Annotated in this window: 13 protein-coding genes and 1 riboswitch; of the genes, 9 read left to right on the top strand and 4 right to left on the bottom strand. The window is 34.9% G+C overall.

Annotated elements, in window-relative coordinates:
* The first annotated feature begins 8 nt into the window (after positions 1-8).
* The 3 genes from accB to J3T98_RS03760 all read left to right on the top strand — a co-directional run bounded on the left by accB (position 9) and on the right by J3T98_RS03760 (position 2,555).
* Positions 9-464 (top strand): acetyl-CoA carboxylase biotin carboxyl carrier protein, encoded by a 456-nt coding sequence (gene accB, locus J3T98_RS03750; RefSeq protein ID WP_065562216.1) that lies wholly within the window; start codon positions 9-11, stop codon positions 462-464.
* 40 nt (positions 465-504) lie between these two features.
* On the top strand, positions 505-1,851 hold the full coding sequence (gene accC, locus J3T98_RS03755) for an acetyl-CoA carboxylase biotin carboxylase subunit (RefSeq protein ID WP_065562217.1): 1,347 nt from the start codon (positions 505-507) through the stop codon (positions 1,849-1,851).
* A 65-nt stretch (positions 1,852-1,916) separates the two neighbouring features.
* The gene (locus tag J3T98_RS03760) at positions 1,917-2,555 is read left to right on the top strand and encodes a bifunctional 4-hydroxy-2-oxoglutarate aldolase/2-dehydro-3-deoxy-phosphogluconate aldolase (RefSeq protein ID WP_065562218.1); all 639 of its coding nucleotides are present in this window, start codon (positions 1,917-1,919) and stop codon (positions 2,553-2,555) included.
* 46 nt (positions 2,556-2,601) lie between these two features.
* Here the strand turns inward: J3T98_RS03760 and J3T98_RS03765 are convergent, their stop codons facing one another.
* Positions 2,602-3,372 (bottom strand): ABC transporter permease, encoded by a 771-nt coding sequence (locus J3T98_RS03765; protein WP_267331228.1) that lies wholly within the window; start codon positions 3,370-3,372, stop codon positions 2,602-2,604.
* Positions 3,365-4,303: an ABC transporter ATP-binding protein gene (locus J3T98_RS03770; protein WP_267362176.1), complete on the bottom strand. Its 939-nt coding sequence runs from the start codon at positions 4,301-4,303 to the stop codon at positions 3,365-3,367. The genes J3T98_RS03765 and J3T98_RS03770 overlap by 8 nt, the downstream gene beginning before the upstream one ends.
* A 111-nt stretch (positions 4,304-4,414) precedes the next feature.
* On the opposite strand from J3T98_RS03770, the gene mog reads away from it, so the two are divergent.
* The 4 genes from mog (at position 4,415) to J3T98_RS03790 (ending at position 7,889) form a co-directional block, all read left to right on the top strand.
* Entirely contained in the window at positions 4,415-4,993 is a 579-nt protein-coding gene (mog, locus tag J3T98_RS03775; protein ID WP_267331227.1) for a molybdopterin adenylyltransferase, read from the top strand.
* A gap of 184 nt (positions 4,994-5,177) precedes the next feature.
* On the top strand, positions 5,178-5,636 hold the full coding sequence (gene argR, locus J3T98_RS03780) for a transcriptional regulator ArgR (RefSeq protein WP_065734283.1): 459 nt from the start codon (positions 5,178-5,180) through the stop codon (positions 5,634-5,636).
* 97 nt (positions 5,637-5,733) lie between these two features.
* Positions 5,734-5,908: riboswitch (Lysine riboswitch) on the top strand.
* A gap of 74 nt (positions 5,909-5,982) precedes the next feature.
* Entirely contained in the window at positions 5,983-7,344 is a 1,362-nt protein-coding gene (lysC, locus tag J3T98_RS03785) for a lysine-sensitive aspartokinase 3 (protein ID WP_065734282.1), read from the top strand.
* Positions 7,345-7,646: 302 nt separating this feature from the next.
* Positions 7,647-7,889 carry a GlsB/YeaQ/YmgE family stress response membrane protein gene (locus J3T98_RS03790; RefSeq protein ID WP_065562224.1) on the top strand — a complete coding sequence of 81 codons (243 nt, stop codon included), beginning with the start codon at positions 7,647-7,649 and terminating at the stop codon, positions 7,887-7,889.
* A 68-nt stretch (positions 7,890-7,957) separates the two neighbouring features.
* Here J3T98_RS03790 and J3T98_RS03795 read toward each other — a convergent pair whose 3' ends face one another.
* Entirely contained in the window at positions 7,958-8,314 is a 357-nt protein-coding gene (locus tag J3T98_RS03795) for a hypothetical protein (RefSeq protein WP_267331226.1), read from the bottom strand.
* A gap of 111 nt (positions 8,315-8,425) precedes the next feature.
* Here J3T98_RS03795 and cysS point away from each other — a divergent pair, with 111 nt between their 5' ends.
* On the top strand, positions 8,426-9,817 hold the full coding sequence (gene cysS / locus J3T98_RS03800; protein WP_065734280.1) for a cysteine--tRNA ligase: 1,392 nt from the start codon (positions 8,426-8,428) through the stop codon (positions 9,815-9,817).
* Positions 9,818-9,864: 47 nt separating this feature from the next.
* On the opposite strand, the gene trmJ is transcribed toward cysS, so the two are convergent.
* Positions 9,865-10,602 (bottom strand): tRNA (cytosine(32)/uridine(32)-2'-O)-methyltransferase TrmJ, encoded by a 738-nt coding sequence (gene trmJ, locus J3T98_RS03805; protein WP_267362177.1) that lies wholly within the window; start codon positions 10,600-10,602, stop codon positions 9,865-9,867.
* Between the two features lie 244 nt (positions 10,603-10,846).
* Here trmJ and raiA point away from each other — a divergent pair, with 244 nt between their 5' ends.
* Positions 10,847-11,176, top strand: a complete 330-nt coding sequence (raiA, locus tag J3T98_RS03810) for a ribosome-associated translation inhibitor RaiA (protein WP_267330105.1) — start codon at positions 10,847-10,849, stop codon at positions 11,174-11,176.
* The last annotated feature ends 82 nt before the right edge of the window (positions 11,177-11,258 follow it).

Genomic DNA, 11,258 nt, shown 5'->3' on the forward strand with positions numbered 1-11,258 from the left:
TGTAATTCATGGATATACGTAAAATTAAAAAGTTAATTGAATTAGTAGAAGAATCAGGTATTTCTGAGCTTGAAATTTCTGAGGGTGAAGAATCGGTTCGAATTAGTCGGTCGACACCTACCTATACAGCTCCAGTGCAAAACATTCAAATTCCCCAACCGGTTGCTGTTCCTGCTCCAACAGTCACTGCGGCTACAGTTGAAGCAGAAGTCATCACAGAAACTAATAGTGGCACAACCATAAAATCACCAATGGTTGGTACGTTCTATCGAACTCCAAGCCCAGAATCTAAAGCATTTGTTGAAGTCGGTCAGTCTGTAAATGTTGGTGATGTGCTTTGCATTGTTGAAGCAATGAAAATGATGAACCAAATTGAATCAGAAAAAGCAGGGACTATTAAAGCTATCTTAGTTGAAAATGGTCAACCAGTTGAATTCGATCAACCACTATTCATTATTGAATAATCAGAATTATTTGTTAACTTAGACGATTAAGAGATTGAATATGCTTGATAAAATTCTTATTGCTAACCGCGGAGAAATCGCTCTTCGTATTTTAAGAGCATGTAAAGAACTTGGAATTAAAACTGTCGCTGTTCACTCTTCGGCAGATAAAGACTTAAAACATGTGCTACTTGCAGACGAAACCGTTTGTATAGGTCCAGCAGCTTCAGCCAAAAGTTATCTTAATATCCCTGCATTAATCTCTGCTGCCGAAGTAACCGGCGCAGCAGCTATTCATCCTGGATATGGATTTTTATCAGAAAATGCGGATTTTGCTGAACAAGTTGAACGTTCAGGCTTTATATTTATCGGTCCAAAACCTGATACTATTCGTTTAATGGGTGATAAAGTTTCAGCCATTGAAGCAATGAAAAAAGCAGGCGTACCTTGTGTTCCTGGTTCTGATGGTCCTCTTGGCAGTAATATGGACCTTAATAAGCAAATTGCTAAAAAAATTGGTTATCCAGTTATTATTAAAGCGTCTGGCGGCGGCGGTGGTCGTGGAATGCGTATTGTTCGTGAAGAAAAAGATCTCGAACAATCAATCAAAATGACTAAACTTGAAGCAAAAACCGCATTTAATAATGATATGGTTTACATGGAAAAATTCCTAGAAAACCCACGCCATATCGAAATACAGGTTTTATCTGATGGGCAAGGTCATGCAGTTTATTTAGGTGAACGCGATTGTTCAATGCAAAGACGTCACCAAAAAGTACTTGAAGAAGCACCAGCGGTTGGTATTACACCGAAAATGCGTAAATTCATCGGTGAACGTTGTGTTAATGCATGTATCGAGATTGGATATCGTGGTGCAGGTACTTTTGAGTTCTTATTTGAAAATGGTGAATTCTACTTCATCGAAATGAATACTCGTATTCAAGTAGAACACCCAGTTACTGAAATGGTTACTGGAGTTGATCTTATTCGTGAACAAATTCTGATTGCAGCTGGACAACCTTTGTCAATTAAGCAAAGTGACATTGAAATTAAAGGCCATGCAATTGAATGCCGAATCAATGCCGAAGATCCTAAAACATTTATGCCATCTCCGGGCAAAATAACACGTTTCCATGCTCCGGGAGGATTTGGTATCCGTTGGGAATCACATATATATGCTGGCTATACTGTACCACCATATTATGATTCAATGATCGGTAAATTAATCGCCTATGGTGAAACTCGTGAAGTCGCTATTGCCCGCATGAAGAATGCATTAGCAGAACTGGTTATTGATGGTATAAAAACCAATATCGAACTTCATCTGGAGATTTTAAATGATGAAGGCTTCATAAAAGGTGGCACGAACATTCACTATTTAGAAAAGAAATTAGGTATTTATGAGTAAAATAAGCCCTCAATAATTTGAGGGCTTATTGCTGTATAGAAGTAAATAAAGTATAGGTAATACATATGAAAAATTGGAAAAAAAGCGCTGAAGAGATTTTAACATTAGGTCCAGTAGTTCCTGTTATTGTTATTGAGCGTTTAGAAGATGCCGTTCCTTTAGCAAAAGCATTGATTGCTGGTGGAGTGAAGGTTTTAGAAGTCACATTAAGAACAGCTTGTGCACTTGACGCAATTAAGAAAATTATTAACGAAGTTCCAGAAGCTGTAGTCGGTGCCGGTACTGTAACCACAGTAGAGCAACTTAAACAAGTAACTGAGGCGGGTGTAGAATTTATCATCACTCCGGGTATTACTGACTCTATTTTAAAAGCAGCAGTTGAAGGCCCTGTGCCAGTTATTCCTGGGATTGCAACCATTTCAGAATTATTAACAGCTCAAGAATATGGTTTAACTGCATTAAAATTCTTCCCAGCTGAAATTAATGGCGGTGTTGCTGCGTTAAAAGCATTTGCTGGTCCTTGTGGTTATATGAAATTCTGCCCGACAGGTGGTGTGAATCCTAAAAACTATCGCGATTATTTAGCGCTTGATAATGTTCTTTGCGTTGGTGGAACTTGGTTTATTCCAACTGATGCAATTGCTAAAGGTGATTTTGCTAAAATTACTGAAATGGCAAAAGAAGCCGTTGCAGGAGCAAAATAAGTTTTATCTTACCGCCGATATAAGTCGGCGGTTTAGTCTGATTTGTCTAACTTCTAAGCCCTCTTCCACTTTCAATTATTTGCCATGCTATAAAATATAAAATGCTAACAAATAATATAAGCATCGAAAAAGTAATAACTAATGAAACATCACTAATACCTAAAAAACCATAGCGAAAACCATTGATCATATAAACAATAGGATTAAGTTTAGAAACCCATTGCCAAAAAGTCGGTAACATAGTGATTGAATAAAAAACTCCGCCCAAGTAAGTTAACGGTGTTAATACAAAGGTTGGAATAATACTTATATCATCAAATGATTTTGCAAATACTGCATTTAACAATCCAGCTAATGAAAACAAAATTGAGGTTAATAATAAGGTGAAAACTACAAAAGTCCACGAATGAACTTCATATCTAACAAAAAATAACGATACAACAGTGACCAACACACCAGTTAATAAACCACGCATTACACCACCACCAACATATCCCCAAATAATAATATGAGTCGGAACAGGAGCAACAAGTATTTCTTCAATATTACGTTGAAATTTAGCACTAAAAAATGAAGAACAGACGTTTGTATATGAATTGGTTATGACCGACATCATAATTAAACCAGGCACAATGAATGCCATATAACTAAAGCCACCCATATCACCAACTCGCGAACCGATTAAATTACCGAAAATAATAAAATATAGTGACATTGTAATAACAGGAGGAATCAGTGTTTGTATCCAAATTCTTAAAAATCGGGTAACTTCTTTACGCCAAATACTTTTTAAGGCAATCCAATATAAATTATTCATCAATAGCTCCTTTGGTATCATTTCGCAACAAATCTACAAATAATTCTTCTAATCGATTAGCTTTATTACGAACACTAATCACTTTTATGTTTTGTTGATTGAGTTGTTCAAATAACTGATTTAATCCTTGTTGTTTATCTACGTTTACTTCTAACATGCCAGATTCAATATCAGTATAATTATACCCTTTAAGGGAGATTGGTGTTGATGTTGGTACATAATCAATAATAATTGTTTCAGATTGACTTTTTGCTAGTAAATCACGCATTGAAGAGTTAGCAATTAATTCTCCGTGCTGAATTATACCAATGTGACGGCAAAGCATTTCTGCTTCTTCCAAATAATGCGTGGTTAATATAATTGTGATACCTTGTTTATTAATCTCACGTAGAAAATCCCACATGGAACGACGTAACTCTATATCAACCCCAGCAGTAGGTTCATCCAGAATTAATAATTTAGGTTCGTGGACAAGTGCGCGAGCTATCATTAGTCGTCTTTTCATCCCACCTGATAACATATTAGCTCTACTATGTCGTTTATCCCATAAATCTAAAATACGCAGATACTTTTCAGCTCGTTGTAAAGTCAATTTTCGTGGCAACCCATAGTAACCACCTTGATTGGTAACAATTTGGATTACTTCTTCAAATTGGTTAAAGTTAAATTCCTGAGGAACAAGTCCTAATTGTCTTTTTGCATTAACAAGATCTGTATCTAAGTCATATCCAAAGATTTTAACTTGGCCTGAGGTTTTAGTAACTAAAGAGCTAATAATACCAATGGTGGTTGACTTACCTGCACCATTTGGTCCAAGTAAAGCATAAAAATCTCCTGCCGCTACAGTTAAATTAATTCCTTTTAATGCTTCTACACCATTTTTATATTTTTTCTTAAGCGCTATAAGTTCTAGTGCAGGTGTTGACGACATAAATGTATCCTAATTGAGTAAATTGCTATTTGAATAATATGATATCATGTTTAATCAATTGACAATATTGTTTAATATTTAGATAAATATATGGATTAAGGAATAAATGTTATGGTTAAAATTGGATTAGTTTCAATATCAGATAGAGCATCACAAGGCGTTTATCAAGATGAAGGTATTCCAGCATTGTTATCATGGTTAAAATCTGCATTGAAAACAGCTTTTATTACCGAACAACGCATTATTCCCGATGAACAAATCATCATTGAAAAATCATTATGCGAATTGGTTGATGATTTGCAATGTAATCTGATTTTAACCACAGGCGGCACAGGACCAGCAATAAGAGATGTAACACCTGACGCAACTTTAGCTATAGCAGATAGAATAATGCCCGGATTTGGCGAACAGATGCGGCAGATTAGTTTACATTTTGTTCCAACTGCGATTTTATCCAGACAAGTTGGTGTTATTCGTAAGCAATGTTTAATTTTGAATTTACCAGGCCGACCAAAATCAATCAAGGAAACACTTGAAGGTGTAAAGGATGATGAAGGTAACACTATTGTTACTGGCATATTTGCAAGTGTTCCATATTGTATTGATCTGCTAGAAGGTCCTTACATCGAAACACATGATCACATCATTAAATCATTTCGTCCCAAAAATGCTATAAAATCTAATCTTTAATTTTATGCAAATATCATGCATAATTATGTAGATTATATTCAATATTTGAATGAAGCTTTATAAGCACACTAGCTTAATTAGCAATCATTAAAAATAACTGACCGTAATCAAGCATTTTAGTTAACCCGTTAATATGACTTATTGTTTTAATCAGTTAGTCATAAATTAAATTTAAAGGAACAGTATGAAACAAAAAGATCTCACTAAAACTTTCAAAGAAATGCTTTTACAAGAAAAGTTTAGTTCTCAGATAGGTATCGTACAAGCCTTACAAGAACAAGGATTTGATAATATAAATCAATCTAAAGTATCGCGAATGTTAACTAAATTTGGCGCTGTAAGAACTCGCAACGCAAAATCTGAGATGGTTTATTGTTTACCTGCTGAAATGAGTGTTCCAACAACAAGCAGTCCATTAAAAAATTTAGTGTTAGATATTGATTACAATAGTTCAATGGTTGTTATTCGAACAAGCCCAGGCGCAGCTCAGCTTATTGCGAGATTGTTAGATTCAATCGGTAAATCAGAAGGGATTTTAGGCTCAATTGCCGGTGATGATACGATTTTTAGCACACCAACTAAAGATTGTTCTGTGAAAAAACTATATCAAACGATTATTGAATTATTTGAACGGAGTTTATAATTAACAGTTTATTTTAACAAAGCTCTATAATTTTTTTTAATATTTAACCTATTGACACATTTGGTAAAATCGTTAATCCTATACGACACTGAAATCAGAATTAAGAAGAGGCGCATTACTCAGGCAGATCATTTTAGGGACTGGAGCCGCAAATAAATGATTGAGGGGATGTAATGCCGAGGTTTAATTGTTATTCCAGAAAGCAATTAAATCGACTGCAAGGGCTGAATCCCTTGGGTTGTCACCCTAACAGGTGGAGCGCTTCATGGTATGTATTTTTTTAACTGTATTAGGACATGCCCGCTCTATCTCTGTTAAAAATAAAAATTTTTAATATGAGGAATACATGGAAAGATCATTTATAATTGCTAAGTTTGGCGGTACTAGTGTTGCAGATTATCCCGCAATGGTTAATAGTGCCAATATTGTTATAGCTAATCCTAGTGTCAAAGTTGTTGTGTTGTCTGCCTCTGCAGGTATAACAAATTTACTGGTAGCATTAGCTGAAGGTCGTGATGCCAATGTAAGAGCAAAACATATCGCTAAAATTCAATCGATTCAATACAACATATTAGAAAATCTTCCTGAAAATCCAACCCTACGCGCTGAAATTGACCAAATAATTGCAAATATTGCCTCATTATCAGAAGCTGCAAGCTTGGCAACTTCCCCGGCTTTGACGGATGAATTAGTCAGTCATGGCGAAATAATGTCATCAAAACTATTTGTCGAAATATTAAAACAAAAACAAAAAAATGCCCTATGGTTTGATGTACGTAAAGTCATGCGTACCGATGACAAGTTTGGTAAAGCAGTACCAAAAATTGACGAAATTAAACAACTTTGCTGTGCACATTTGAAATCTTTGAATCCAGAGGCTATCGTAGTTACTCAAGGATTCATTGGTAGTGAAAGTACGGGCAAAACCACAACTTTAGGTCGTGGTGGTAGTGATTATACCGCAGCTCTTCTTGGTGAGGCTTTAAACGCCACGCAAATAGACATTTGGACCGATGTTGCTGGTATTTATACTACCGATCCTCGTATCACATCAGGTGCGAAACGAATTGACGAAATATCATTTGCTGAAGCAGCTGAAATGGCGACCTTTGGTGCTAAAGTTCTACACCCTGCAACACTTGTTCCTGCTGTACGTAGTAATATTCCAGTATTTGTTGGTTCAAGTAAAGCGCCAGAAGCAGGTGGAACTATCGTTTATAACACACATAGCATAAAATCTGCACTACCTTCATTTAGAGCGTTAGCGCTTCGTCGCAAACAAACATTATTGACCTTAACTAGCTTAAATATGCTACACGCACAAGGTTTTTTAGCTAATGTCTTTACCATATTGGCTAAACATAATATTTCGGTTGATTTAGTCACCACCTCTGAAGTTAGTATCGCATTAACCATTGATACTACAGGCACTAATACCAATGGAAATAGCCTATTAACAAAAGCATTATTCGATGAATTATCAACAGTTTGCCATGTTGAAGTTGAAGAAGATTTAGCACTAATTGCCATCATTGGTAACAATCTAACCACAACAAAAGGTATCGCTAAAGAAGTCTTTGGCGCTTTAGATGACTTTATCATTCGACTTTGTTGTTACGGTGCTAGCACCCATAATCTTTGCCTTCTAGCAAGAAGCAATGATGCTGAAGATGTAATAAAGGTTCTACACAAAACGATTTTCGAATAGTTTAATATCAGGGGCGATTACATTATCGCTCCTAATCATTAATCATATAAATCAACAATTAAACAAAATACCTAGAATATTTGAAAAAATAATTGTAAACTACGCCTAATATTTGTATGAATTTGTGTTTCATACATCTATAGCTTCATACTGTTCTACATAATAATCATTTTTCTTCATATTTAGATAACAATTTTTAAAGCTGTAAATTTTACGTTTTATTAATATCTGTTCAACAACTATCATCGTTATTTTTTAGCTATACTAGTAACTTTCAACTTAATTAGACGAAGGAAATTATCATGGGTATTTTAAGCTGGATTATTCTAGGATTAATTGCTGGATGGATCGCTAAGTTTTTTATGCCATTAGGCCGTGTTGGTGTGATAAAAACTATCCTACTTGGTGTAGCTGGTGCATTAGTCGGCGGTTATATCAGTACCTTCTTTGGTTGGGGTAGTGTGACTGGTTTTAACTTCCCAAGCTTGTTTATCTCTGTGCTTGGTTCTATTTTACTTATTTATCTTTACCGCCTTTTTAAATAAATTCAATAGTAATTTAAATTGGCGAGTTTACTCGCCAATTTTCACTGATCTATCCAACCAAAGTTCTCTCATTTATATCGATGTTTAAAACCTATTAACTTAAATAGCTTTTTAAGTATCCAAATTAATATATATACAATTATGATAATGCTTAGTAAAGCAACCAAAGCCCCTAAAAGGCATACTAAAAAAATAACAAAAAGTGCAATAAACTTATAAAATCCTATATCGCCAAAGCCACCTAACCTCCTGTTAACAGCCTCCACAAATAATAATATTGCTAAAAAAATCCACGCAAGCCAAAATAGTAATTTTTTAAAGCGATTATTAAATTCAATTTCCATTACAAAACTAATAACTTCAATGGCCATTAATATTACAATGAAACTATACAAAAAAGTTATTCCCAAAATTTGTGATATCATCAATTAATTCCATTTAATTTATTTAAGGATATTATAAGAAGTAATTTCGCCACTTCCAGTTTTTTGTTATATTAAACACTAAAATTTATCAAATTTATTCTGCAGGATAAAATGCTCAAAATATTTAATACATTATCACGTGAGAAAGAAATATTTAAACCAATTACACCAAATAAAGTTGGGCTATATGTTTGTGGTGTTACTATCTATGATCTATGCCACATTGGCCATGGCCGTACTTTTGTCGCATTTGATGTCGTTACTCGTTATTTACGTTTTTTAGGTTACGATCTCACTTATGTTCGTAATATTACCGATGTCGATGACAAGATCATCAAGCGTGCATTAGAAAATGGTGAAACTTGTGACGAATTAACTGAACGCATGTTAAATGAGATGTATGCCGATTTCGATGCACTTAATATCAAACGACCCGATGTCGAACCTCGAGCAACTCGTCATATGTCACAAATCATTGAACTTGTTGAAGAGTTAATAAGAAAAAATCACGCTTATATTGCTGACAATGGAGATGTGATGTTTTCGGTAGATAGTGATCCTAACTACGGTATTTTATCACGCCAAAATTTAGAACAGTTACAAGCAGGTGCTCGAGTTGATGTAGTGGACGTAAAACATAATCCAATGGACTTCGTTCTCTGGAAGATGTCAAAACCCAACGAACCAAGCTGGGATTCACCATGGGGGAAAGGTCGACCTGGTTGGCACATTGAATGCTCTGCAATGAATAGCCATCAATTAGGCAACCATTTTGATATTCATGGCGGTGGTTCTGACTTAATGTTCCCACATCATGAAAACGAAATTGCCCAATCAACCTGTGCCCATAATGGCCAATATGTAAATTATTGGATGCACTCAGGCATGGTAATGATAGACCAAGAGAAAATGTCCAAATCACTGAATAACTTTTTCACTATCCGTGATGTTTTAAAACATTATGATGCTGAAACTGTTCGATATTTCTTATTATCAGGCCATTATCGTAGTCAACTTAACTATAGTGAAGAAAATCTAAAACAAGCTCGTACCGCTTTAGAAAGACTTTATACGGCTTTGAGAGACACCGATGCTAACTATCCGCACAACACGCCAGATAGCGATTATCATCGACAATTTTGTCAGGCAATGGATGATGATTTCAATACTCCAGAAGCTTATTCAACTCTATTTGATTTGGCTCGAGAGATCAACAAAGCTAAAGCAGAAAATAACATGCCATTAGCTAATGAACTAGCTGCTGAGTTACGTTATTTATCTTCTGTACTTGGTTTACTTGAACAAGATCCGGTTAAATTCTTACAAGGTAATAGTCAAGATGATGAAGATACACAGCTAATTGAAGCGTTAATTAAACAACGCAATGATGCTCGAGCAAGTAAGAATTGGGCTTTAGCTGATGAAGCTCGAGACAAACTCAATCAAATGAATATTATTTTAGAAGATGGTGCTAACGGCACAACTTGGCGTAAAAAAACTTAATAATGAAACATCCCCTAGATTTACACAAAACTAGGGGACTAATCTCACTATTTTTTATCTATTGACGTTAAAATTCCCCGTAAAATATTGAGTTCTTGCTGTTCAATACCAGCTCGCGTAAATAATCTACGTAAACGACTTATAATCTGCCCAGGATGATTAGGATTAATAAATCCGGTTTTTAATAACGTCTGCTCTAAATGCTGATAAAACCGTTCAATATCTTCACTTTTAGGATACTGAACCTCATTCAGATTGTCATCATCATGTTTTAATGATGCCTCTAAAGTTGACAACATTGACATTCGAATTTCGTAAGTTAGAACCTGAACTGACATAGCTAAATTTAAAGAGCTATAATCTGGATTAGCTGGAATACCAACATGAAAATGGCACTTTTGTAATTCATCATTAGTTAATCCAACTCTTTCTCGACCAAAAACTAAAGCCACTTGAGCATGATGCGCGGTTTCAGCAATAATTTTGTCGCCACACTCTTTCGGAGTTAAGTTTGGCCATTGCAAACTTCTAGGACGCGCACTGGTACCTATAACCAATGAACAATCTGCTACTGCTTCTTCAAGGGATGAAAAAATCTGTGCCTGTTTGATAATATCACTTGCCCCAGCTGCCAGTGAAATCGATTGGGAATCGGGTTTTATTACAGGATTCACTAAACATAAACGAGTTAATCCCATCGTTTTCATTGCACGAGCAGCAGACCCCATATTACCAGTATGCGAAGTTTCAACTAAAACAATCTTAACATTATCTAAATAGCTCACATATTCCTCATTAAATAACTAAACTTAATACTTTAAATCAATCTAAATAAACCACAGTATATAATAAAAAACAGATTAAAAGCAGTTCTCTGCTACCTAATATCAAATACCAATAAATTATTTTAGACAAAAGTCACAAAAATTAATATAAACCTAATAACCTATTGACGAAATGTAAAAAATTTGTCAATGTAATCAATATAATAATAGCTCAATTAGTAAGTAAACATAGTGGAGGTCAATTATGACTTTAAGTATCACAAGTAAACAAATGGACATTACTCCTGCAATTCGTAGTTATCTTGAAGATAAGTTTTCGAAATTAGATAAATGGAGAGCTCTACTAATCAACCCTCACTTTATCTTATCTAAAGAGCCCGATGGATTTATTATTGATGCAACCATTGCAACCAAAGGCTCGCCACTAGTTGCTTCCGCTAAACACTCTGACATGTATGCTGCAATTAATGATTTAGTTGGTAAACTTGAAAGACAGCTAAATAAACTCCAACATAAAGGTGAGTCGCGCCGTGCATTTGACAGTATTAAAAATACAGTAATTGAAGAAGAATAATAATTTATAATTTAACAAAAAGGCACTTTAATAGTGCCTTTATTTTTTTGCTTGTTATAATATTACCCATCTAATTTTTAAT

Source organism: Gilliamella sp. B2772 (genome assembly GCF_026536985.1).
Taxonomy (GTDB): Bacteria; Pseudomonadota; Gammaproteobacteria; order Enterobacterales; family Orbaceae; genus Gilliamella; species Gilliamella apicola_E.